Source organism: Clostridium sp. AF22-10, assembly GCF_003478725.1.
Lineage (GTDB): Bacteria > Bacillota > Clostridia > Lachnospirales > Lachnospiraceae > Otoolea > Otoolea fessa.
Genome location: NZ_QUFZ01000009.1, coordinates 42,541 through 65,795, shown reverse-complemented (window position 1 = coordinate 65,795; position 23,255 = coordinate 42,541). Strand labels below are relative to the sequence as shown.

The following is a 23,255-nucleotide window of genomic DNA, read 5'->3' as shown; positions in this document are numbered from 1 at the left end:
ACCGGCTTCTTTTTAAAGAAAGCCAGATAATTGAGTTCATCCAGACTTTCGTATTCTCCCAGCATTTCATACAGCCCATCGACATAACAGTCATAATCACTTATGAACCATTCTTCATAAGGATTACCAAAGTCATCTTTTGAACCGATTCCAATTCGTTCAAATACTTTTTTCAGATCTTCTGATGTGGTAGGAAACTTTACCTATTCGCCTACCAACTCCCCTTCGTTATATTTTCCGAGATTCGTGATGTAAGCTTCAAATGGGCAATCGTGGCCATATTCATATGCCATGCTATTTCCTCCTGTTTCATTTTTCAGGTCATCACCCGGTTTTCGGCATCAAAAAAAGCGCCATACTCATCACCATTCCGGCAATGAGCAGACGCTTTATATTTTGTCCGTATTCTTTTGCAAAAGAGAAACAAATGAAATGTAAGTTTGTAGCTCATGTCTCATTTGTCTATGATAATATTAGCACAGGTCAATTCTGAAAAAAAGAGGTAGAATGGTAGCAAAAGGATAGCAATTGGTAACAACATGGGAGTAATACGGAAACATGCTGCACATTCCCCTATCCTCTATCCGCAGACTCTACACATATAACCATAATCTGTTCATCTTGATCTTCTATCTCATCATTATGATGTTCTATAAATTCATCAAGTTTGTGTATAAATTTCAGATGTTGAACTTTCTGTGTAAATAACTTCTTATAATTAATAGATTCCATATACTGCTCTTCATCAGTAAAGTGTTTTACTGTATAATCACGAAGATTTTCCAATATTATATCAATTCTATCATATTTATTCCATTATAATATTCTGGTTTCATTTCATACATCCATTAGTCCTGCCTTCATTTTTATTCAGCCTTTGAAAACTGGTCTTTGCCTACAAAACATAACGGACATTCAAAATCTTCCGGAATATCCTCCCACTTTGTACCAGGTGCAATACCACCTTCTGGATATCCCTTCTCCTCATCGTATTCCCATCCGCAAACATCACATACATATTTCATTTGTTGTTCCTCCTTGTAAATACATTAATACACAGCCTATATTACGGTTATATTTGTGTTGTTCTTAAATCTTAATATGTATAAATGCTTTTAGCATTTCCATAATCCATGCAGGTTACAATATGCATATACTTCTTCTACCTGTTCACCATCGCAAAGACAAAAATCTGCTATCGGCTCCTGCCCTGGATTTAACTGTTTTCTGTATATTCCCTGATTGGTATTTAATGTAATCCACTCAATGAAATGTTCTTCAAGCATTGGATGTTTTGTCTCTCCGACCACGACATGAACATAATTGCCTTCCACTGTATATACAGGCACGTGCTTCTCAACAGCCGCATCTGTCACACCGGCTTTTAATTCCTGCATAGGTTCTCCGCAACAAATTACAGGAACACCTTTATCCTTTACCTTTTCAACAATGTTTCCACAATGCTTACATATATAATACTTTACTTCCATGCTTTTATCTCCTTCCATGTGTATAATTTATAGTTCAATCGTCTCTATAATCTTTTCAAAGAATCTGCAGATTTCTTAAGCTTTAATGCTTCCTCACCACTTAAATTAATAGGTATATTAGACTCAATACCATCAACACCTACAATAACTGGCATACTTAACGATACTCCGTCAATATCATATACGCCATGAATTATGTGCGATACCGGAAGTATTGATTTTTCATTTCTCATAATTACTTCACAGATTCTTTTTACAGACATTGCCATTCCATAATATGTAGCGTGCTTTTTATTTATTATTTCATAAGCACTGTTCTTGACTGCTAATAATCTTATCTCCTTAATAATTCTCTTCATGTACTTCAAAATAGCTTTGTGGATGGTTACATACCGGACATACCTCAGGAGCCTTTGTTCCTACCACAATATGTCCGCAGTTACGGCATTCCCATACCTTAACTTCGCTCTTTTCAAATACCTGTGCAGTTTCAATATTCTTAAGAAGTGCACGATATCTTTCCTCATGGTGCTTCTCAATCTCACCTACTGCCCTGAATTTTGCTGCAAGCTCAGGGAATCCTTCTTCCTCAGCTGTTTTAGCAAAGCCGTCATACATATCTGTCCACTCATAATTTTCGCCTTCTGCCGCTACCGCCAGGTTTTCCTTTGTATCACCAATTCCTGCTAATTCCTTGAACCACATCTTTGCATGTTCTTTCTCATTATCTGCAGTCTTTAAAAACAATGCTGACATCTGCTCGTAACCTTCCTTTTTCGCTACAGAAGCAAAATAGGTATACTTATTTCTTGCCTGTGATTCCCCCGCAAATGCCTCCTGTAAATTCTTCTCTGTCTGTGTTCCTACATATTTGTTTTCTGCCATCTCTTTTACCTCCGTTTTCTTTACTACTTTTTCAAAATCTGATGCCGGGTGCTTGCACAAAGGACATATAAAGTCATACGGTAATTCCTCGCCTACATATTCATATCCGCAAATTCTGCAACGCCATATTGTCTGACTGTCCTCTGTTTTTCCAACCTCCTGTGGCTTAGGCTTAATGTTATTCTGATAATAATCATATGTTACTGAAGGAACATTGCTTAAAACTTCCATATCGGTTATCTCACCGATAAACATCGTATGTGAACCTAAGTCCTCTGTTTTAGTAACTGTCACAGAAATGTATGCATTTGTACCTTCTGTAATATAATAAATACCATTCGTGCCCCTGGCACACTGCTCAAATGCTTCAAACTTATTGGTATCTCTTCCTGATTGGAAGCCAAAATGTTTGAACAATTCAAATTGTGCCTTCTGACTTAAGACTGATACAGTAAATTTTCCGGTTCTTTGAATCATATCATGCGTATAATTTGCCTTATTTACACAGATACTTAACTGGTTTGGTTCCGAAGCTGCCTGAATGGCTGTATTAATGATGCATCCGTTATCTTTTTCTGCTTCTTTAGCGGTCAATATAAACAGTCCATAACTCAACTTATACATTGCTTTCCTATCCATGCTGTTCCTCCTTTACCTTCTCCCTGCATTTCGGGCAAATGCCTTTAAATGAAATATCGTAATCCACAAATTCAATTCCATGAGTGTTATGAATTCTTTCCAGCAAATCCGGTATTTGATCCATATCCACATCAAAAATTTCACCGCACTTTATACATCTTACATGGTAATGATTTTTCAATGTAAAATCAAATCGGTTCGGTCCATTCGGAACTTCAACCTTTCTTAATGCACCTTCCTCTACCAATATATCAAGATTTCTATATACAGTTCCTTTTCCAATTGATGGATATGCTTCTTTTATAAATTCATACACTTCAATTGCCGTAACGTGTCTTCTCATTTCGTATACGGTATTTCTTACGAGATCTTTTTGAATGGTATTTCTCCTACTTGTCATCCGTCCTCCTTATTAGGATTAGTTCTTAATAAGGATTATATACCACTATCATCCTGTTGTCAATAAAAATAGTAATGATTCTCATTATTATAAAAGGTGCTAAACTGAGCATCTTTTACCTGAATAACTATTTTATTTTGCGTTCAAATACATATTCTGAATCTGAAGATAAATCAGACCTAAACGAATATCCGAGTCTGTCAAATTTCTGAATCTCCACCGGATTTTCAATATTATTTTCCGCTATGAATCTGACCATTTCACCACGAGCCATTTTGGCATATGTACCTTTTGTTACCATTTTATCTCCAGACATTTCGCAGAATGTAATCGTAATATATCTGTCCTTCGATGTCAGGTACTTTTCTATACATTTTGAGTATTCTTTTGATGCCAAATTAATGATAATCCTGCTATCATCGATCACAGAGCGGTATAACAAGTCTTCCCAAAACTCATACAGATTTTTTGCATCTCCAATGTCTGCTTTTGCCTGCATTTCAAGACGATAAGGCGTCACTCCGTCCATCGGTTTCAGAACCCCATAAAATGCAGATAATATTCTTAAATGATTTTGCAGATACTCAAACTGCTGGATTTCAAACACAGATGGTGCCATATATTGAAATGCAATCCCTTCATATGCTAAAACAGCCGGAGTAAGTCTGTTATAAAGATCCATATTTTCCAATCTGTGAAAGTTCTGCTCTGCAATCTTGTCATTACATTTCCAGATAGCTTTCAGTTCCTCTTTTGATTTGCTTTTCATCCAGCTCAATATCTCTGCTGTCTTATCAATAAAGGCAGGCAGTTCAACCGGTGCTATGTTATCTGTATCTACAATCATCTTTTTTGCAGGTGACAATATAATCTTCATCAATTTAATTCCTTAAGCATATTTTCAGGATCATCTGCCGCCTTGACTTTATCATTTGCCTTTCTAATGATTCCCTGCTCGTCAATAAGATATGTGGTTCTTACCACACCCATAGAAACCTTGCCATATTTTTTCTTTTCTTTCCAGACATCATATGCTTCGATCACCTTACGCTCCGGATCTGCCAAAAGTGTAAATGCCAATCCATATTTTTCCTCAAATTTCTTGTGAGAGGCTACAGAATCCTTACTGACTCCAAGGATCACCGCACCTTTCTCGGTGAATTGTGGATAACGCTCAGAAAAGCCACATGCCTGCTTCGTACATCCTGGTGTATTATCCTTTGGATAAAAATATAAAATTATTTTTTTACCTAAATAATCACTTAATTTATGCACTTCTCCGTTCTGATCCGGCAATTCAAAATCCGGTGCTTTTGTTCCTATCTCTAACATTTACTATTCCTCCGCTTTTGTATTTTCCACCTGTTTTCTTGTTCTTTTATTACCTGAAATCATTTTATGACCAGAATAGACTGCCATAATCATGCATATCAGAGAGCCAAATGCAAAGTATTTGTGTGCTGCTTTTAACCCTTTATATCCTGTATAAAAAGTTCCAACCATTGTAACTATTGCTCCGATTGACCAATATTTATGTGCTTTCATTTTATACCTCCAAATTGATTAAGCTGTTTCCAAAATAAATATCTCTGGATCATTAACAATATTATACCTTCCATTCATCACTTTCTACAAGTAAGAAAAGAAAAATACTCAATCCATGTAGAGATCGATGTAGCATTCACAGTTTTTAACCGCCTTATTGAAAATGTAATCTGCCATCTTATCAAATAATACAAAAGGATGTATCACGATAATTCTCCCATCACCTTGACGCATCCTTTCGTATTGTATTTTTTGCTATTCTTCTTAATGACAGCTATGGTTTCCACATCCATGTTTACCACATGTATGTCCCTCTCCGTGGCTGTGCTCATGGTGAGAACACTTAACATCTGGATTATAATCAAGTGTATCATTGATAAAAGCTTCTACTGCTTTATCTGCATCTCCTGAAACTCCGCCAAAAAGCTTAATGCCTGCTGCCGCTAACGCAGTCTGGGCACCTCCTCCTATTCCGCCGCAGATCAAAACATCGGCATTTAATGCATTAAGAACTCCTGCCAATGCACCATGTCCGCTTCCATTCGTATCTACTACTTCTGAATACAATCTATAATGATAAAATCATAAAATTCCCTTAATCTCTCAATAAGTGACCTCATAATCAGTTCCCTGCTCATTGCGTTTACCAAAGATACCTCAATCGCTGATAATTCTATATTGGCCGGTATCAGATCCACACCTTCCTTATGATGAAGGATTGTTTTTTCCATGTTCAGTTTTTCATCATTCACAATATTTAGCATCAGCGTTGCAAGAGAATACTCCATTTCATCCGGTTCCTCATACCCTAAACTAATTGTGAGACTGCCCTGCGGATCTGCATCTATCAGAAGAACCTTTTTCCCTTCCTGTGCCAGTCCGATTCCTAAATTCACGCACGATACCGTCTTTCCAACTCCACCTTTTTGATTTGATACTGCTATGCACCTGCTTCGCACTGTCACCACAAAGTTCTCCGATTACGTCAATACTCCTTTTTCCTGTATTGTGGTCAACTTGACTACAATTCTTTCTGCCTGCCTTTTTTTGATGGCATCATATTTCATCTTATAGGCATAGGCCTTTTCACTTGGTGTAATTTGCTCTCTCTGCAAATTGGAATCGACCATGATCACTACTGCTTCATCATCCTGCAACATACAAATGATTACCGGAATTTTCTTATATCCCAGCTTCTCAGCCGCATATTTTCTTCTGTGGCCAGAAATAATTTCGTAGTAGCCTTCAATCTTTGGACGAACAATCAATGGATTCAGTACACCATACTTTTTTATGCTGTCCTGCAGCTCAATCATCTGACTGTCTCCGATCACTTTAAATGGATGATTTGAAAATGCTCTTAACCGTTCCATTTCAATCTCAACAACTTTTTCATCCGGATCTCTTACATCCGTTTTTTTATCCATAAGCTATCCTCCTCTAAAATATCTGTAACGAAAAAATCCGCCCAGAATAGATTCTTAATCTAATCTGAGCGGATAGATCCGTCAGGCCTGTTTTGTTCAGGCAAGAAAACCATATTTACATTCATTGACACCCCAATCCTTATCCTACGCTGTAGTTATCTCCGTTCGGTACCAGGATTGAATTATTGCATTGGTGCCCGTTAAGAAATTTCGGTGCTCAATATCTGCGTTTAAGTGTTCTCTCGGTGCTCACGAGCACCGGAAAAAAGAAAAAGCAGCAATGAACTTTTACGATCATTGCTGCAAAAAATGCACGTTCCCAGGGGGAATCGAACCCTCAACTAGTGCTTAGGAGGCGCTTGTTATATCCATTTAACTATGGGAACAAATGCCGTATTTTCGGGCTTTTTCAGCCTTTTCGGTCACGGCGACCAACTTTATGAACTCAATCACTTTCGTGATGAATTATCTCTTTCTTATCTCTTCTGATTTTTCAGATTTCGCTTCCTTAAGTGATCCTCAAACGCTACCCTTTTTCTTCAAAAGGGTTCCGCCATGGTTCTACCTTAGGAGGCGAACACTCTATCCTACTGAGCTACAGAGATTTATATGTTCACGTGAAACATATATCGTATTTTCATACTGCATTTTATTATAATTCATTTTCATGTGTTCCGCAACTATTTTCTCTTCTCACATGCTCCGTATGCAATTTCTGTGTAGCTGTTCACGGGTAGGCACTTTTGGAACCGATGATTTTTTATAGACCTTTACGCAAAATGAGCCGTTCCCATCATCCATATTTTTCCTTTAAACCGACGTCCCGGAAGCGGTTCTCCAAGCAGGTCCATCTTATTGATACCCACGCGGAAATACAGATCGTTGCATTCCACCTTGAGATCATAGATTTCCTCGCCGGTAAACCGGTTTTTCTTACATATAACCTCTTTGATCTCGCCTAAAATCGAATACTGATCGCACTCGATCCCGCTTGGCATAAAAGTTGTATCGACGATCGAATAAATATCCTCTCTCGTCGCCCGGCGCGATGCCATCGAATAGAGATCCAGATCCTCGATTGTTAAGGACTCCATCGCATCCTCGTCGCCATTTTTTGCCGCTTCCAAAAGTTCATCCCGGTTTTTCGCCGCCACTTTGGCTTTTTCAATCTGCAGCGCCGTCTTTTTGATCGGAAGAAGCACCTTGCCCCGATTGGCAAATCCTGCCAGGCTAACCGAATTCACCTGTAAGCGCTCGCGCTCTTTCCGGTAACACTCCCTGTATTCGATCGGATTCAAGAGATAAAAGATCAGCGAAAGCCCTACCTTATACTCATCCAGAAGCCCCGCATAGGTTTCCTTCTCCGTATGACGCTGAATGGAACATTCTGCCCGCGAGGTTACCTCCTCGTTCAGGATATAGGGATAATAATACTCTATCTCCATCTCATCCTGCTCATTCAGCTCCCCATACATCGCCACGCCGATCCCCGGCGCAACTTCTGTCTTGATCTCATATAATTCGGTCTCCCTGTCAAGCTGAAGACAGCTGGAGGTTCCCGCCTCTCTCGCCAGACAGCGAAGCAGGCACGGATGTCCTTCTTCTTCTGATACATACTAAATCCGGCAGCTCGCAAAAAACGATGCATATTGACTCCTTCTAACTACAATCCGCAGCTGCTGCCAACACATACAGCCGCCTCATTTCTATCCTTTATTTTCTTTACTTATACCCAAGCGCACGCTCCAGTGCTTCCTTCTCTTCACTTCCTAAAAGCACCTCGGTCTTGCCCTCTACGACATCCTTCAGATACAGGTAACAGCCTTCACGGCTGTGAACAGAATTCAGCACAAATCCCGTGTTGTTATCATCCAGCATGGCAATGACAAAACTCAGATTGCCGCCCATGCCCTTAAACGCATTGTACTTGACAATACCGGTTTTCTGGTATCCAGCCTGCGCCTTGGAGACAACCGAATCCACCAGGCGTTTTGTATCTCCGTCCTTTGCCCGCAGATACTCGGTCTCATCCACCAGTTCCATGATCGTGTCTTCGAGCGTCTCCGCATCTTTTCCCCGCATAAACATATCATATCTGCGATACAACTTCCTATACTGCGAAAAACAGATGACGGACGCAATAAATGATATGAGTGTCAGGATCGCCAGAACGATCACGATAACCCCCGGATCGATGCCAATCCCGCTAAAAATACTGCTCTCCATCTTTCATTCCTCATTTCCCATCATCCGTCCCCTGGGACGAATTTTGTGTGATTACTGTCTTAATGACTCCAAAAGCTCAATCAGACGTTCCAGTTCCGCTGATGAATAGTATTCGATCTCGATTCTGCCTTTATTCTTATCCTTGCGGTTGATCGAAACCTTCGTTCCCATAACTCCTTTCAGCTTCTCTTCCACATCCTTGAAAAAGACCTCCATATCGCGTTCCGGCTCTGCTTTCTTTTTCGCCTTTTTCGGCTTCAAAAGCTCTTTCACCAGACGCTCGACCTCGCGGACGCTCAAATGATTTTCTACTGTTTTAAGCGCCAACTGGTACTGTTTTTCACCATCTTCCAGCGAAAGAAGCGCTCTCGCATGACCTCCGGTAAGCCGGTCCTGAATCAGCATCTCCTGCACTCTCTCATCCAGTTTCAAAAGACGCATGCTGTTCGTGATCGTCGCACGGTTCTTCGCTACGCGCTCTGCCACGTCCTCCTGACGCAGCCCAAACTCCTGAATCAGCATCTGGTAGGCTTTCGCTCCTCAATCGGATTTAAATCTGCACGCTGTACATTCTCGATCAGGGCGATCTCCATCGTCTGCTGTCTCGTATACTCGCGCACGATCACCGGAACTTCCCGAAATCCTGCCAGTTTGGCAGCTCTCCACCGGCGCTCTCCGGCAATCAGCTCATAACGATCGCCCTTTTTCTGAACCAGAAGCGGCTGCAGCACGCCGTAACGGCGGATGGATTCTGCCAGCTCTCCGAGCTGTTCTTCATCAAACATCTTACGCGGCTGGCTGACATTTGGCTCAATCTCCGAAATATTTAGAAATTTCTCTTTTTCCACCTCGACGATCCTTACGACCGGCTCCGCTTTTGCCGTCTGTGTCTTCGATTTTGCCGCCGTCTCCCCGGCTGTGCGGGTTTTTCCTTCTGCCGTCGTCTTTCCGGATGCCTTTGCAACTCCCACGCGGCTTCCTTTTCCCACTGTTTTCGCAGCTGTCTTTCCGGCAGACGCCGATTTTTTCTGTTTTTTAGATCCCGGAAGCACCATATCCAGCTCTTCCAGGCTCTTTTTCTCTATCTCCTGTTCCGTCTCACGAACGGAAGTCTTTTTTCCGGCTTCATCCGATGGCTTTGCGCTGCTTTTTCCCGCTTCTGCATTCTCGTAATCATTTCCAAAAAAAGCTCCCAGTCCTCTGCCAAGCCCCGTTCTCTTTGACATTTCCTTCCTCCTCACGAACCTCCCGACGCCCCGGCAGGCATCCTTTCTGAATTTCACTTCACCGTTATTTTCCTGCCTACAGCTCTTCTCCCCGGCTGATCACCTCTGCTGCCAGCAGACGGTAGCTCTCTGCACCAGTCGAACGGCTGTCGTACAGGTTGATCGGCATTCCGTGGCTCGGCGCCTCCGCCAGTCGCACATTTCTCGGTATGATCGTCTTGTAAATCCGCTCATTTAAGTTCTGTTTTACATTCTCTACGACCTGCAGGGAGAGATTCGTTCTCGCATCATACATGGTAAATACCACGCCCTCCAGCTCCAGCGACGGATTCATCTTTTTCCGGACCAAACCGATCGTCCGGAGTACCTGGCTCAGTCCTTCCAGCGCATAATATTCGCACTGGATTGGCACCAGCACCGTATCTGCCGCTACCAGCGCATTGATCGTCAAAAGACTCAGCGACGGCGGGCAGTCGATGATAATAAAATCATACTGATCGCGGATTGTCTCCAGATAACCGTTTAACACCGACTCTTTATTTTCCACATCCAGAAGTTCAATCTCAGCTCCTGCCAGATTCGAATCCGAAGGAAGAACATCCAGATTTTCCTGAACATCGCGCATCAGACAGTCCTCCAGTGTGCAATCGCCCAAAAGCAGCTCATAGACTGTATCTTCAATCTGTTCTTTTTCCAATCCCAAACCAGTGGTTGCATTTCCCTGCGGATCAAAATCGATCGTCAGAACCCTCTGTCCCGCCTCTGCCAGGCATGCCGACAGGTTGATCGCCGTTGTCGTTTTACCTACGCCGCCCTTCTGATTTGCAATCGCAATCGTTCGTCCCATACCGTATTCCTTCCATTTCCTCGGTTTTATCTCACATGAAAGACAGGAAAAAGCCTTCCCGCAGGCATACGCACAGCGATTTCCAGCTTTTTCCCGTTCTTGTCTTGCCTAATAGTATAACACACTTAAAACTCATTTCCTACTTTTTTAGAAAAATTTCATTTAAAATGTTTCACGTGAAACATCGGCTCCACCGTCTCCCCTAGAGCACACCATTTATCTGCCAGACACACAATCCATGCCTCGCGGCACTGAGGCGGCACCGGTATCAGCGGAAACATATGACGTGCGATGATATTTTTTTCCTTCCAATTTAAATGGTAATCTCTCTGTGCATTTCCAAGCGCTGTTTTCGGGTGACGGAAGCCGTGCAGGCGGTGCGAGGAATCCTTCTGATGCCAGTCATACAAAAAATAATCGTGCAGCAGTGCCCCTCTCACAAGTGATTTTGGTTCCAAGCGAATCTGCCACCGTTCCATCATCCAAAGGCTTGTGTAGGCAACATTGAGGCTGTGGCGGTAAATGGATGTCGTACCATGCTGCATCGCCAGCTTCTCCTCGTCTAAGCGCCCTTCCTGCTTCAGTTCGCGTATCGTTTCCGCCAGCAGCCGCTGCCTGCCCGCCGACAACTGAAAAGATTTCTCTGTCTTCCGTTCCATACGATGCCGAAAGCATAACTTATTTTCCTTCTTTATCATATCGCGCATTTCTTTCCCCATCGATTGATTTTTTGATACGTGAACATTATAATGAATTTAATATCGATTTTCAATGAAATTTTGTTTACATAAAATGGCATGTTCATAACTGTTCACAGGTAGAAATTTTCTGAACTGAAAATTCCGAACGCTACAATTCTGGTTGCAGATTTTTCCGATTTGAAATGCGAAGCATCGGCAAAATCCCGTTACTTGGGCACACATCTGTGAACAGATATTCTGTGAAAAAACGCTGGAAATAGCTGAACTGGAATACAGGAAAATATGATATAATATGAGCACTTAGCGAGGTGTTTTCGATCCTAGTGCGAGTCATACCTAAATACTTAATGAAGCCAAGCCAAAGGCGATAGCTGAATTTAGTATTTATGGTATAATAGAATTACTTGATGAGATATTTTCAAGTTTAATTTTTCGATTCAAAAGGAGCTTTCTATATGAACACAAAAAACAAGATCATGACCTGCCTGATGCTGTCCGCCGGCGGCGCAGTTTCACTGGCACTTTTAAATAAATATATTCAATTTTCTGCCACCTCCCGCGGTCTGACCCGGGAAGAGAATTCTCTCTGCTACAAATGGCGGCTGGGAAATATCTACTATACAAAATGCGGTTCCGGCAAACCGCTTCTGTTGATTCACGATCTGCACTTTGCATCGAGCGGCTATGAGTGGGAATCCATCCGCGAACAGCTCAGCCACTCCTACACCGTCTACACGCTCGACCTTCTCGGCTGCGGACGTTCCGAGAAGCCGAACCTGACCTACACAAATTACCTGTTTGTCCAGCTGATCTGTGATTTTATCAAATCTGAGATCGGACATCGGACCAACATTCTCTCCACCGGTGATTCAGCGGCACTGTCTATCATGGCGTGCAGCAACTCTCCAGAACTGTTTGATCAGATCATGCTCATCAACCCGAGCAGCCTTACCGACTGTTGTCAGCTTCCGGGTAAAAATGCCAAGCTTTATAAGCTTCTTCTGGATCTCCCGCTGGCTGGAACGCTCATTTACCACATTGCGTGCAGCCGCTCTATGATCGAAGAGGCATTCCGCACCAAATATTTTTACAATCCGTATACCGTAAAACCGGTTCAGATCGACCGCAGCCACGAAGCCGCACATCTCGGCGAATGTCCGAAAGCGATCTTCTCCAGTATTGAATGCCGCTATACCAAGTGCAATATTTCCAATGCTCTCAGGAAGATCGACAACAGCATCTTCATCATCGGCGGTTCCGAGGAACCGATGATCGAGGCGACGATTCAGGATTACAAGATTTATAATTCCGCAATCGAGTCCTCTATCATCCCAAAGACCAAACATCTGCCGCAGTTAGAACAGCCGGATGCCGTGATGGATGCGATCCATATGTTTTTTTCTTAAAAAAGGATAATGCGTATGCATACCGCGGAGCGTTTTTTCGTCATAGGACGAAGCTTATTACTGTTCATGCATACGTGCCCAGTAACGGAATTTGCCGTGGCTTCGCATTTAAATACGGCAAATTCCTGCTGCCACCACGTTTTCTTACGGCACTTTCGGTTCCAACAGTGCTACCCGCGAACAGTTACTCTCTCTTTCCCACATCTCCATAAAAATTGCTTTTTCATACTCATACCATGATGCAGATACCATTTTCCAGTATCTTTCATATTCACAGCGTCATCCTTCCGTGCGCCTTGTTTGTTTCTTCTTGATAGGAACGGTCCTAATGTTTCATCCAGGTCCCGCCGCACTATCTATATACAAACAAAACCCCCGGAATGCTCCTCTTTATTCTACATTATTCCCACTCGATCTCCTCGGCTTTCGCACAAAAAACTATATTCTGTAACGAAAACTCAAATTTTATAAATTTTTCCTATTATCTTCAGCTCTGCCATCGCCTCTACCTGTTTCTCCAGATTTCCTCTGTCATATGCCTGATACGGCTTCTGGAACACAATCTTCCAGGACAAATATTCAGTCATACATTTTTGTTTAAACCCCGCCTATATGAAAAAGAAAGACTGCATACCCTACGTGTTCCATATACAGTCTTTCTCTTTCTACCTTTTGATTGCTTTATTTCAGCGGCTCCCGCGATGGCGTTCCCGCTTTTCTCGGATACTTCTTTCCCGTCCTCTCTGTCTTATGAATCCGGACCAGGTTACGCTCATCCTCATTGGCAAGGTGGAAGGAAATCACATCCTCCAGCTCGCCGCCCAGCTTGCGGATCGCACCTTTTCCCGTCTTCATCTCTTCCTCCAGTTTGCCTGATTTGTACGGTACAAACCAGCCTCCCACCTTGACAAATGGCAGGCAGTATTCCGACAGCGTGGACAGATTTGCCACCGCGCGTGAAACGCAGAAATCAAATGTTTCACGTGAACATTATCATGTGCCGCATCTTCCGCCCGTCCGTGAACCGCCTGAATTTTTTCCAGTTCCAATGCCTGAATTACCTCGTTCAGAAAGTTGATCCGCTTATTTAAAGAATCGAGAAGCGTGACCTTTAAATTTGGAAATGCAATCTTTAACGGGATACCCGGAAATCCAGCTCCCGTTCCAACATCGATCAACGTATACTCTTTCTCTGCCAGATCCGGCACCGCTTTCACAAGTGCCAGACTATCCGAAAAATGTTTGGTCACAACTTCCTTCTGTTCCGTGATCGCTGTCAGATTCACCATCGTATTCCAATGAATCAACAGTTCATAGTAATCGTAGAACTGCTTGATCTGGTGTTCATTTAACGTGACGCCCATCTCCTGCGCTTCTTTCTGAAGCTGCTCGGTAAAGTCTGCCGGAGGCAGAACCACACCGCTTTCTACTTTATTTTCTTCTGCCATAAATATATCCTTTATGATATGTTCTATTTTTTCTCAGGTTCTTATCTATCTTACATTTTGAGTTTCTGCAATGCGTTTACCTGTTTCCATGCAGTCTCTGAATCCGCTCGTTTCTATATTTACAGTTCTTTCTTCTCTTCCCCATGTCCCGCATGGCGGCTCTGCTCTAAGTGTACCAGCAGCACCGAAATGTCCGCCGGTGACACGCCCGCGATTCGGGATGCCTGACCGATATTTGCCGGTTTATAGAGATTTAATTTCTGTACTGCCTCACGGCGCAGGCTTCCGACCGTGGAATAGTCGAAGTTTTCATCCAGCTTCCGGCTCTCCATCTTCTTGAACTGTGCAACCTGCTGCAGCTGGCGGCGGATATAGCCGTCATACTTGATGTTGATGTTGATCTGCTCGATCACATCTTCCGGAAGTTCCGGACGGTTCGGATCCAGTTCTGCCAGTGCTTCATAGCTTAACTCCGGACGGCGTACCAGCTCTGCCAGCGTTGCCGCGGTCTTGAGCGGGGTGCTTCCGTGGCGCTCTAAAAATTCCTGCACTTCTTTTCCAGCGCCAATGTTGATCTTCTCCAGACGCTTTGCCTCTTCCTCGATTATGTTTTCTTTCCAGAGAACACGCTCATACATCGCATCACTGACCAGTCCAATCTCATGCCCGATCGGGGAAAGACGCAGATCCGCGTTGTCCTGACGCAAAAGCAGGCGGTATTCCGCACGCGACGTCATCATCCGGTACGGTTCATGGTTTTCTTTGGTAACCAGATCGTCGATCAAGACACCGATATACGCCTGGGAACGGTCGAGGATGATCGGTTCTTTTCCCAGCACTTCGCGCGCCGCATTGACACCCGCCATAAAGCCCTGTACCGCCGCTTCCTCATAACCGGAGCTTCCGTTAAACTGACCGCCGCTGAACAATCCCCGGATCGCCTTAAATTCCAGCGATGCCTTTAACTGGCGTGCATTGATACAATCGTACTCAATTGCATATGCATTTCGAACAATTTTTACATTTTCGAGTCCCGGAACGGTACGGTACATCGCGTACTGCACATCCTCCGGCAGGGAACTGGACATACCGCCCAGATACATTTCATTCGTATAAATTCCCTCCGGCTCGACAAAAACCTGATGACGGTTCTTATCTGGAAATTTTACCACCTTATCCTCGATCGATGGACAGTAACGCGGACCTGTTCCCTCGATCGCGCCCGAAAAGAGGGGCGATCGATCCAGGTTGTTGCGGATGATCTCATGTGTTTTCTCATTGGTATAGGTCAGCCAGCAGGACACCTGCTCCTTCTGCACCGACTCCGGATCGGTGGAAAAAGAAAATGGCACAACCCTCTCATCGCCGAACTGCTCTTCCATCTTAGAAAAATCGATGCTGCGCTTATCAACACGCGCCGGTGTGCCCGTCTTGAAACGGAACATCTCGATTCCCAGCTTTTTCAGGGAATCTGTCAGATGGTTTGCCGCCTGCAGACCATTCGGTCCGGTCGGATTGCTCACATCACCATAGATACATCTCGCTTTCAGGTACGTTCCCGTTGCCAGCACCACCGCCTTGCAGTAATACGTCGCGCCGGAGTACGTTTTCAGTCCTTTGATCTGACCTTCTTCCACGATCAGCTCTGCCACCTCTCCCTGACGGATCGTCAGGTGATCGGTATTTTCCATGGTACGGCGCATCTGGCGGGTGTATTCCTGCTTGTCCGCCTGCGCGCGGAGCGAATGCACCGCCGGTCCCTTAGACTGGTTGAGCATCTTGGACTGTATAAAGGTTTTATCTATATTTTTTCCCATCTCGCCGCCGAGCGCATCCAGCTCGCGCACCAAGTGGCCCTTCGAGCTTCCGCCGACATTCGGGTTGCACGGCATCAGGGCGATGCTGTCCACGCTGACGGTAAACACGATCGTCTCGAGTCCCAGTCTCGCGCTTGCCAGCGCCGCCTCACAGCCGGCGTGTCCCGCCCCGACGACCGCTACATCATAATTTTCTGTTAAACAGGGCATGTTTCCTCTTTCCTCTCTATCTCTGCGTTCTATTCAAGTCGAACGTCCGTGAGACTTGGCGCGTGATTCTGGTCAGCGTAGCTGACATATTCTTTACAGAATCACTGCGCATCCTCGCGGAGCGTTTATCTCAGTCGGAGACAAGGCTTCCACTGAGACAAATTTGCTATTACTCACCACCTGAAGATGTGGGAGTTTTCTCGACTGAGATAAAATTTCCCTTACAGAACAACTGCTACAATCAGGTTATATACCGCACAGCAGATAACGCTGATCGGCACTGCCACAAAAAGCAGGCGGTTGAACAGGTGATTTCGGTCTTCCTCGTTTCCGCAGGAACCAAGAATCAGGCTGCCGCCGGATGAGAACGGGCTGATCGCACTGCTCTGTGCACCAAGAATCGTGCAGGCAAAGAGTGCTGCCGGATTTAATCCGGTTGCTGCCGCAAGTCCCGGAATCAGCGGGAACAGGCTGGTGCTACAACACCGGTTGTAGAACTGAAGAAACTCATAAATGCGCCTACAAAGCTGAATGCCAGCGGAATCAGGCTGTCGGAACATTGGAACCAATCCATGCAGATAATGCATCAATGGTACCGGCCTGAACTGCAACGGCGATAAGCATGCCGGCTCCGGCAATCATGAGGATGGTGTTCCACGGAACACGTGCGATAACTTCCTTCTGCGGCGCCAGATCAAAGAGCAGTGCAATGATGGTAAAGCAGAATGCCACCAGTCCTACATCAACCTTTCCGGCAATTTTTCCAATCAGTTCATTGCCAGGAACCGCCATCTTTAAGAGCGGGAATACCAGAACAATCACCATCATCAGAATCATTAAATGCAGGGTTGTTTTCTGTTTCTTGTCAAACGGCTCCGGGCGATTGAACGTTACGCCTTTTCCGATACCGCGGTTGCTCTTGAAACCGAAGCGAAAAATTGCAATCAGAATCAGGGAAAATACAATCGCGAAACCAAAAATTTTCATTTCATCTACAAAGGAATTCGTTGCTTCAAATGCCGGTTCTGCTTCATAAGCAGTATCAATCAGACCGCGGAATACGACGCCCAGCGAAGCTGTGGGGAAGTTTCCGCCTGCCAGTGCACCGCAGTTGATCGCCACCGCACCGGTCAGCTTGTCCATCTTTGCTTCCTCACAGATAAGGATGGTAATCGGTGCCAGGAATGCCAGAACGGTAAAGTATGCAGCACCCATAACAGAAAGTACAACTGCTACAAAAAATAATGCAAAAGGAAGCATGCCCGGAAACTTGCGGCACATATAGAGAAGACTGGCCGACATTTTTTCAAGGGTTCCATTCACAGCTGCAAAGTTGTAAAACAGTGATACTGACAGGATGACAAACATGGTGCTGACCGGCCAGAAGCCAATCAGTTCTTTTGTTTTCAATCCCATGCCAAAACAACCAATCAGGTATGCAAAGGCAATACAGAAAAATCCCGTATTGATTTTCGTTTTATATCCCAATATAACGGCAACCGCAATGGATGCCACCAAAACTGCACTTAACATATGATGCGTCCCCCTATTCTTCGATGCCCAACAGTTTTGCCGGAATAGTGTGTGTCATATGGTACACGTGTTCTTCCGGAATTCCATGATCTACCAGATACTGCATATATTCTGCCAGCGCCAGCTCCCAATGCGGGTTTTCTGTCTGGCCGCCATCGGTATCAACCATGACATTTTTATAGCCAACCTCTTTGATAAGCTCCAGGTTGTCTGCCAGATTGCTCTTATACTTTCCGCCACCCATGTTCTGTGCATAGCAGCGCTCTAAGATAACGTCATAATCCTTTACCAGACGAAGCTGATCCTCATGGCTCATGCCTACGATCCACCATTCCGGATGGGTTACAACGATGTTTTTTACTCCCATATCCCGGGCAGCTTCCACAACAGTAAAAATTTCCTCCGGTGCGATGTGAGCGGTTCCCAGTACCGCATTGTGGTCGCGGATCAGTTCCAGCACGGAACGAAGCTCCGGCACGATCTTTCCATCTTTTACGACCTCCACGCTCTGGCTCAGATCCTGGTTCATCTTCTGCATATGGTTTTTTGCCGACTGGGTCGGAAGCCATACTACCTTAGCACCCAGACGAAGCGCCACATCGACTGCCTTCGGATTGATGCCGCCGACTACCTTATTTAAGGTAATACTGCCAAACATCGTAAAATTGTTCGTTTTCCCGTGTACAATTTCGTTGTGGCGGTTGCACAGATACGCCCGATCCATCGTGGTTCCCTGATGCGTCTTGATGACGATAGCGCGTGCCCCAACCCGGATCGCCGCCTCCATCAGTTCGAAATCATCATACGCCCGCAGACGCAGATCCGGATTCGTGTGAACGTGCATGTCGATAACACCCTTCATTAAATCCTGTTTCATCTTGCTTATTCCTCCTATTTTATAATCGTCCACAGAGACTTTTTCAAAGCTGCGTTCCCTCGCCGGATTCCTATTCGATTTTCCAGCCGCTGCTTCAGTCTCTGCCATTGATTTTTGCTTGTTTTTATCTTATACTATTTTTGTTATAGGAGAAAGGCAAGATTTGTTATACCAGATATCGGAAATTCCGATATCTCGTGAGGGGGATTCTCATGGATTTAAAAGAACTAGACTATATCGTAACCGTCGCTAACGAGGGGAGCATCTCCCGCGCGGCCGAAAAGTTGTTTATGGCGCAGTCAAGCTTAAGTCAGGCAGTCCGCCTATTTGAACAGGATCTGGGAACGCCGATTTTCGTCCGAACAGCCCGCGGAGTCCGTCCAACCTCTGCCGGGGAGGCGTTTATTTTCCATGCCAGACAGATTTTACAGCAGTACCAGGAGGCACGCAGCGAGGCTTCGGATATTGAAAATTTAAAGGGCGGCACTGTCATTTTCGGCATCAGTACCTACCGGGGAACCTACCTGCTGCCGCCGGTCCTGAAAAAATTCCATGCCCTGTATCCACGAGTTCATGTGGAGATCTGTGAGATGGACAGTATTGATCTGGAAAATAAGATTTTAGAGGGACTTTTAGATCTGGCGCTGATAGCCGCGCCACCGGTTCGGATCAAACACGGTGTGGATTTCCTGATGCGGGATGAGATCATGATCGCCACCACCGCCGACCACCCGGTCATGGCGTTTGCGAAGCCATGTGAATCGGAGCCGGAACAGATGTGGATCGACCTAAAGGACACCGCACCATTTGAGTATATTCTGGGACCGCCCAGCACCGTCCTCGGACGGACTGGCCGCCGCTCCCTGCGCGAGGCTGGCGTGGAACCGCTGGGGCTCGACACCTACCTCTCCGCCTCCTTTGCTGCGGCGATGGCGCGGGAGGGAGTCGGACTCGCATTCACCTACCGTTCCTGCCGCATCATGCGGGATGAGTTCCGCTATCTGCGGATCGGGAAAGATGGTATTTTCCTCGATCTGGCGCTCGCCTGGCCCGCTGGAAAATACCGCTCGCGGGCGGCGATGGCGCTCGCGAAGCTGTTTCAGGAGATGGCGCCGGAGCTGCTGAAGCGGTGAGCTTTTTTACCCCAGCTCCTCCGGCAGTGCCTCAAAGAAAATATCCTTCCACGCACGTTTCAGCTGTTTTTCATGAACTACATAAGGCTGCACTCCAATATATTTTGGAACCTTATCACTAACCAGGGATTTAGCGACTGCAAGAGCGGCTGCTTTTCCCTGGTCATATGGTCTTTGGGTGCTGAGTCCTTTTACAAATCCTTGATTCATTTCTTCTGCAATCTCAAAATCCAGATCTGTGGTAAAGACAGCGATATCTGTCCGGTTCAAAGCTTTTAGGGCCTTGATGGCGAGCAGGGCGGGGCGGTCCCAGCTCACATAGAGCGCCTGGATATCCGGGTGCTCGTTTATCATCTCATAGCATACCTTGTAGGCATTTTCAATTTGAATAAATCCCTTTCTGGCAGTGATTTCAATGTCGGGATAGGATTCCCTTAATATTTTTTCGGCACAGTTATCACGCTCGGTAGTGCCATAAAACATGGCACCGTGGATGATGAAGCCGACTTTGGCGTGCGGTTTTTCTTTCAGATATTCACCGATCATGCGCCCTGTATTGGTGCCATTTTCCCGCTCATTGACGGAGATACAGGAGACGTAATTGTTCCGGCTGAAATTCTGCGGGACATTGCTTAAAAAGATCAGCCGCGTCATTTTGGACAATTCCTGAAATGCCGGACCCGTCTGGACATCGTCGGTGGGGATGGCGATGACGGCGTCCGGGTGCTGCATTTTGATGCTTTCGAGCTGCATATTCTGGAGGGCAGGATCAAAATGGGCGTCCATGGTGGAAATAATATCGATTCCGTACTGTTCCAGTTCATCCCGGATGCCTTTCTGATGCAGGGCAGCCCAGGCGGTTCCAGTGTAGTGGAAGGAGATGGCGACGCGGTAATTTCCAGTTCGCAAAAGCTGTTTTTCCTCCTTGGAGAGGCGGATGCTGTCCGGGGAGACGGCGTGTTCACCGAGCGGACCGTTGTCGATGATCCGGGTGGAATCACGCAAAATCAGCTCTACATCTGCGTAGCGGGTCAAAGGTGCGCCGGAGAGGTGGTTGATCTCGTCAAAGAGTGCCTGCGAGGCGAGTTCTGCCATCTGGTCGATGTCCCGGTGGATGCAGGATAGCGGTGGGGCGGTCAGCTCGCACCAGAGCATATCGTCAAATCCGATGATGGAAATATCGCGCGGACAGTCTTTTCCCAGCTCCCGCAGCGCCTTGAGAAGAAACATAGTCAGCCGGTTTCCACCGGCGATGATAGCGGTGGGGAGATACCGGGTGATGCTTTTCTGAATATTCAGGCTGATGGTATCACTGGACTGATACAGATTGATCTCCGCGATGCAGGAACTGCTCAGGGTATGGTTGGCGGAGAGAAGCGCCCGCTCATATCCGGCAATCTTGTCCTGTTTGGCGAGGCTGTCTGTTTTTTCTACCAGAAACAGCACATTTTCGTGTCCGCTCTCAAAAAAATAGGAAGTAGCGGAGTGAAATGCTTTGGTGTAATCAAAAAGGATCCGCGGAGTGACATCGTCATCGATGAATCGTTCGACACATACAAACGGGATACCGGATTCATAGAGAAATGAATAGGTAGCCGGATTGCTGCTTGCCGGGGAGAGAAAGATGCCGATGGTCTTGGCACTGGAGATTAAGTTTTGCAGGATGCTTTTCTCCTCTTCCAGGTTGTCGTTGGTGACGGCGGTGTAAAACTGATAGCCCTGGCTGGTCGCGTAGGACTGCAGCTGATTGCACAGATCGCAGTAGAGCGCGCTCTTGATATTTGGAAAGACAGCGACAATCTGTGAACTGCGTCCGCTGCGGATTTTACGCACCTTTTTTTTGATTTTTTCAGAATATCCACTTTCTTCAATAATAGCTTCGATTTTATCCACCAGTTCCGGGCTGACATAGCGCGTATGGTTGATAACATGGGAAACGGTGGCGATGGAGACGCCTGCCTTTGCGGCGATTTCTTTGATGGTCATAAAACTCCCCCTTGCTGGCACGGATTAGTCCGGCTGTTCCTGCGCGGCTGGATTTGAATTTGCCGCAGTTTTGTGTTTCTGTTTTTTTGATTATAGCACAAAAATAGGAGCAAAACGATAAGGTAAATATAATTTACGTAAAAAATTAGAAAGAGCGGTAGAAGTGCATAAATATCAATAAAACAGGATGAATATATCGCTGAAATTAGTGCAATATGCCACAAGAGTATTGACGAAAGAGCATGGAATAGAGTAATATCTAGATATCAGACAGGGAGACTCCTTCCAGAGAGAAAATTTTTTACGTAAAAAGAAAACTATAACAATCCGTTTGAAATGCACTAAACAGTGATGAAGTAAGAGGAGGATCAGATTTATGAAAAAAAGTCTTAGATTTACAGCAGCAGGTCTTTCAGTTTGCATGATGGCAGCAATGCTGGCAGGATGCGGCTCTTCCAGCAGTACCGATACAACAGCGGCAGCCGATGCTTCTGAGGCAGCGGCAGATACGCAGGGGGCTGAGGCAAAGACCAGCGATTTATCGTTTGCATTCTGTACGAATACTTTAAACAATACTTTCCAGAGTTCCATTGATGCAAAGCTCAGCGAGCTGTGCAAGGAAAACGGCATTTCCTATACCTGCCTGGATCCGGATTATGATTTAAACAAGCAGCTCAGCCAGTTATCTGACTGTGCAAACAGCGGTTACGATGCAGTATTTGTTATCCCGGTTGACTCCGCAGGTATTACCTCCGGACTGGCTGAGATTGCAGATGCGGGTATTCCGATTTTCAACGTAGATACCGCGGTCATCGATGATGATATCGAACAGTTCGTGACACAGTTCGTTGGAACCAACGCATATATGGCAGGCCAGTTAGTGGGCGAGCAGATGACGAAAGATTATCCGGATGGCGCAAAGATTGCAGTTCTGGATTTCCCGTCCAATGAAAGCTGCGTGGATCGTGTCAATGGTTTCCTTGAGGGTCTTGGCGATCAGAAAGATAAATTTGAGATTGTAGCACAGCAGGATGGCGGTGCAGCGCTCGATCAGTCGATGGGACTGGCTGAGGATATCATCACAGCAAACCCGGATCTGGAAGCATTCTTCTGTATCAATGACCCGTCTGCCCTGGGTGCGGCAGCAGCTATCAAGGCAGCAAACAAGACCGGCGAGATCGGTGTATATAGCATCGATGCATCCCCGGATGGAAAACAGGCACTCTTAGACGGCGAGTTCACCGCAGTTGCATGCCAGGTTCCGCTTCAGATTGCAGAATATGCATTTGACGCAGCTGAGAAATATGTAGGCGGCGATACCGCAATCGATGAGAAGAAAGTATATCTGGATTCCCATCTGGTAGAGAAAGAAGAGGCAGAGAAGACTCTGAACGACTGGCAGTAATGAACTGCGAGGAAGCTTAACAGTTACGTGAAATAAAATAAAACATGGAAAATG

At 45.4% G+C, this 23,255-nt stretch carries 24 protein-coding genes, 1 tRNA gene and 4 pseudogenes; 3 read left to right on the top strand and 26 right to left on the bottom strand.

The window, feature by feature from the left end; translation table 11 throughout:
- Nucleotides 1-20 precede the first annotated feature (20 nt).
- The 19 genes and pseudogenes from DWX91_RS08385 to DWX91_RS08295 form a co-directional block, all read right to left on the bottom strand.
- Nucleotides 21-293 (bottom strand): annotated as a pseudogene (locus tag DWX91_RS08385) (antirestriction protein ArdA); the annotation flags it as partial.
- 573 nt (nt 294-866) lie between these two features.
- Nucleotides 867-1,025: a rubredoxin gene (locus DWX91_RS08375; protein WP_107000935.1), complete on the bottom strand. Its 159-nt coding sequence runs from the start codon at nt 1,023-1,025 to the stop codon at nt 867-869.
- A 90-nt stretch (nt 1,026-1,115) separates the two neighbouring features.
- Nucleotides 1,116-1,490, bottom strand: a complete 375-nt coding sequence (locus tag DWX91_RS08370; protein WP_107000936.1) for a desulfoferrodoxin family protein — start codon at nt 1,488-1,490, stop codon at nt 1,116-1,118.
- A 44-nt stretch (nt 1,491-1,534) separates the two neighbouring features.
- On the bottom strand, nt 1,535-1,849 hold the full coding sequence (locus tag DWX91_RS08365; RefSeq protein WP_347475107.1) for a hypothetical protein: 315 nt from the start codon (nt 1,847-1,849) through the stop codon (nt 1,535-1,537).
- The gene (gene rbr / locus DWX91_RS18030) at nt 1,833-3,014 is read right to left on the bottom strand and encodes a rubrerythrin (RefSeq protein ID WP_118538629.1); all 1,182 of its coding nucleotides are present in this window, start codon (nt 3,012-3,014) and stop codon (nt 1,833-1,835) included. Before rbr ends, DWX91_RS08365 begins: the two co-directional genes overlap by 17 nt.
- Nucleotides 3,007-3,414 carry a Fur family transcriptional regulator gene (locus tag DWX91_RS08355; protein WP_107000938.1) on the bottom strand — a complete coding sequence of 136 codons (408 nt, stop codon included), beginning with the start codon at nt 3,412-3,414 and terminating at the stop codon, nt 3,007-3,009. The genes rbr and DWX91_RS08355 overlap by 8 nt, the downstream gene beginning before the upstream one ends.
- A 127-nt stretch (nt 3,415-3,541) precedes the next feature.
- The gene (yaaA, locus tag DWX91_RS08350; RefSeq protein ID WP_118538627.1) at nt 3,542-4,291 is read right to left on the bottom strand and encodes a peroxide stress protein YaaA; all 750 of its coding nucleotides are present in this window, start codon (nt 4,289-4,291) and stop codon (nt 3,542-3,544) included.
- Nucleotides 4,291-4,746, bottom strand: a complete 456-nt coding sequence (gene bcp, locus DWX91_RS08345; protein WP_118293336.1) for a thioredoxin-dependent thiol peroxidase — start codon at nt 4,744-4,746, stop codon at nt 4,291-4,293. Before bcp ends, yaaA begins: the two co-directional genes overlap by 1 nt.
- A 3-nt stretch (nt 4,747-4,749) precedes the next feature.
- Nucleotides 4,750-4,959: a DUF6219 family protein gene (locus DWX91_RS08340; RefSeq protein ID WP_015516636.1), complete on the bottom strand. Its 210-nt coding sequence runs from the start codon at nt 4,957-4,959 to the stop codon at nt 4,750-4,752.
- Nucleotides 4,960-5,223: 264 nt separating this feature from the next.
- Nucleotides 5,224-5,526: pseudogene (locus DWX91_RS08335) on the bottom strand (NifB/NifX family molybdenum-iron cluster-binding protein); the annotation flags it as partial.
- Nucleotides 5,520-5,918 (bottom strand): annotated as a pseudogene (locus tag DWX91_RS08330) (AAA family ATPase); the annotation flags it as partial. The pseudogenes DWX91_RS08330 and DWX91_RS08335, both read right to left, overlap by 7 nt.
- A 21-nt stretch (nt 5,919-5,939) precedes the next feature.
- Nucleotides 5,940-6,386 (bottom strand): ParB/RepB/Spo0J family partition protein, encoded by a 447-nt coding sequence (locus DWX91_RS08325; protein ID WP_243099007.1) that lies wholly within the window; start codon nt 6,384-6,386, stop codon nt 5,940-5,942.
- Nucleotides 6,387-6,700: 314 nt separating this feature from the next.
- Nucleotides 6,701-6,772: transfer RNA gene (locus DWX91_RS08320), tRNA-Arg, on the bottom strand.
- A gap of 384 nt (nt 6,773-7,156) precedes the next feature.
- Entirely contained in the window at nt 7,157-7,960 is an 804-nt protein-coding gene (locus tag DWX91_RS08315) for a DUF3881 family protein (RefSeq protein WP_412693863.1), read from the bottom strand.
- 148 nt (nt 7,961-8,108) lie between these two features.
- Nucleotides 8,109-8,612 carry a DUF4446 family protein gene (locus DWX91_RS08310; protein WP_107000950.1) on the bottom strand — a complete coding sequence of 168 codons (504 nt, stop codon included), beginning with the start codon at nt 8,610-8,612 and terminating at the stop codon, nt 8,109-8,111.
- A gap of 51 nt (nt 8,613-8,663) precedes the next feature.
- Entirely contained in the window at nt 8,664-9,134 is a 471-nt protein-coding gene (locus DWX91_RS18025; RefSeq protein WP_412693859.1) for a hypothetical protein, read from the bottom strand.
- Nucleotides 9,128-9,838 (bottom strand): ParB/RepB/Spo0J family partition protein, encoded by a 711-nt coding sequence (locus DWX91_RS18020; RefSeq protein ID WP_412693858.1) that lies wholly within the window; start codon nt 9,836-9,838, stop codon nt 9,128-9,130. The genes DWX91_RS18025 and DWX91_RS18020 overlap by 7 nt, the downstream gene beginning before the upstream one ends.
- 76 nt (nt 9,839-9,914) lie before the next feature.
- On the bottom strand, nt 9,915-10,685 hold the full coding sequence (locus DWX91_RS08300) for a ParA family protein (protein WP_107000951.1): 771 nt from the start codon (nt 10,683-10,685) through the stop codon (nt 9,915-9,917).
- Between the two features lie 158 nt (nt 10,686-10,843).
- Entirely contained in the window at nt 10,844-11,383 is a 540-nt protein-coding gene (locus tag DWX91_RS08295) for an HD domain-containing protein (RefSeq protein ID WP_243017758.1), read from the bottom strand.
- A gap of 458 nt (nt 11,384-11,841) precedes the next feature.
- Between DWX91_RS08295 and DWX91_RS08290 the strand changes: the two genes are divergently transcribed.
- Nucleotides 11,842-12,792 (top strand): alpha/beta fold hydrolase, encoded by a 951-nt coding sequence (locus DWX91_RS08290; RefSeq protein WP_117796780.1) that lies wholly within the window; start codon nt 11,842-11,844, stop codon nt 12,790-12,792.
- A gap of 458 nt (nt 12,793-13,250) precedes the next feature.
- On the opposite strand, the gene DWX91_RS18015 is transcribed toward DWX91_RS08290, so the two are convergent.
- The 6 genes and pseudogenes from DWX91_RS18015 to DWX91_RS08270 form a co-directional block, all read right to left on the bottom strand.
- A complete protein-coding gene (locus DWX91_RS18015) occupies nt 13,251-13,379 on the bottom strand; it encodes a hypothetical protein (protein ID WP_270224374.1) in 129 nt (42 codons plus the stop codon).
- 94 nt (nt 13,380-13,473) lie between these two features.
- Nucleotides 13,474-14,156: pseudogene (gene rsmG / locus DWX91_RS08285) on the bottom strand (16S rRNA (guanine(527)-N(7))-methyltransferase RsmG).
- A 203-nt stretch (nt 14,157-14,359) separates the two neighbouring features.
- Nucleotides 14,360-16,267 carry a tRNA uridine-5-carboxymethylaminomethyl(34) synthesis enzyme MnmG gene (gene mnmG, locus DWX91_RS08280; RefSeq protein WP_118469368.1) on the bottom strand — a complete coding sequence of 636 codons (1,908 nt, stop codon included), beginning with the start codon at nt 16,265-16,267 and terminating at the stop codon, nt 14,360-14,362.
- A 221-nt stretch (nt 16,268-16,488) separates the two neighbouring features.
- On the bottom strand, nt 16,489-16,827 hold the full coding sequence (locus DWX91_RS17355) for a hypothetical protein (protein WP_243099006.1): 339 nt from the start codon (nt 16,825-16,827) through the stop codon (nt 16,489-16,491).
- Nucleotides 16,811-17,800, bottom strand: coding sequence for an SLC13 family permease (locus tag DWX91_RS08275; protein ID WP_243015340.1), 990 nt, complete (start codon nt 17,798-17,800; stop codon nt 16,811-16,813). The genes DWX91_RS17355 and DWX91_RS08275 overlap by 17 nt, the downstream gene beginning before the upstream one ends.
- Nucleotides 17,801-17,813: 13 nt before the next feature.
- Nucleotides 17,814-18,677: a DUF6282 family protein gene (locus DWX91_RS08270; protein ID WP_022360659.1), complete on the bottom strand. Its 864-nt coding sequence runs from the start codon at nt 18,675-18,677 to the stop codon at nt 17,814-17,816.
- Nucleotides 18,678-18,889: 212 nt separating this feature from the next.
- On the opposite strand from DWX91_RS08270, the gene DWX91_RS08265 reads away from it, so the two are divergent.
- Nucleotides 18,890-19,810 (top strand): LysR family transcriptional regulator, encoded by a 921-nt coding sequence (locus DWX91_RS08265; protein WP_022360660.1) that lies wholly within the window; start codon nt 18,890-18,892, stop codon nt 19,808-19,810.
- 6 nt (nt 19,811-19,816) lie between these two features.
- Here the strand turns inward: DWX91_RS08265 and DWX91_RS08260 are convergent, their stop codons facing one another.
- Nucleotides 19,817-21,796, bottom strand: a complete 1,980-nt coding sequence (locus DWX91_RS08260) for a LacI family DNA-binding transcriptional regulator (protein WP_118469467.1) — start codon at nt 21,794-21,796, stop codon at nt 19,817-19,819.
- A gap of 376 nt (nt 21,797-22,172) precedes the next feature.
- On the opposite strand from DWX91_RS08260, the gene DWX91_RS08255 reads away from it, so the two are divergent.
- The gene (locus tag DWX91_RS08255; protein WP_107001728.1) at nt 22,173-23,201 is read left to right on the top strand and encodes a sugar ABC transporter substrate-binding protein; all 1,029 of its coding nucleotides are present in this window, start codon (nt 22,173-22,175) and stop codon (nt 23,199-23,201) included.
- Nucleotides 23,202-23,255 lie beyond the last annotated feature (54 nt).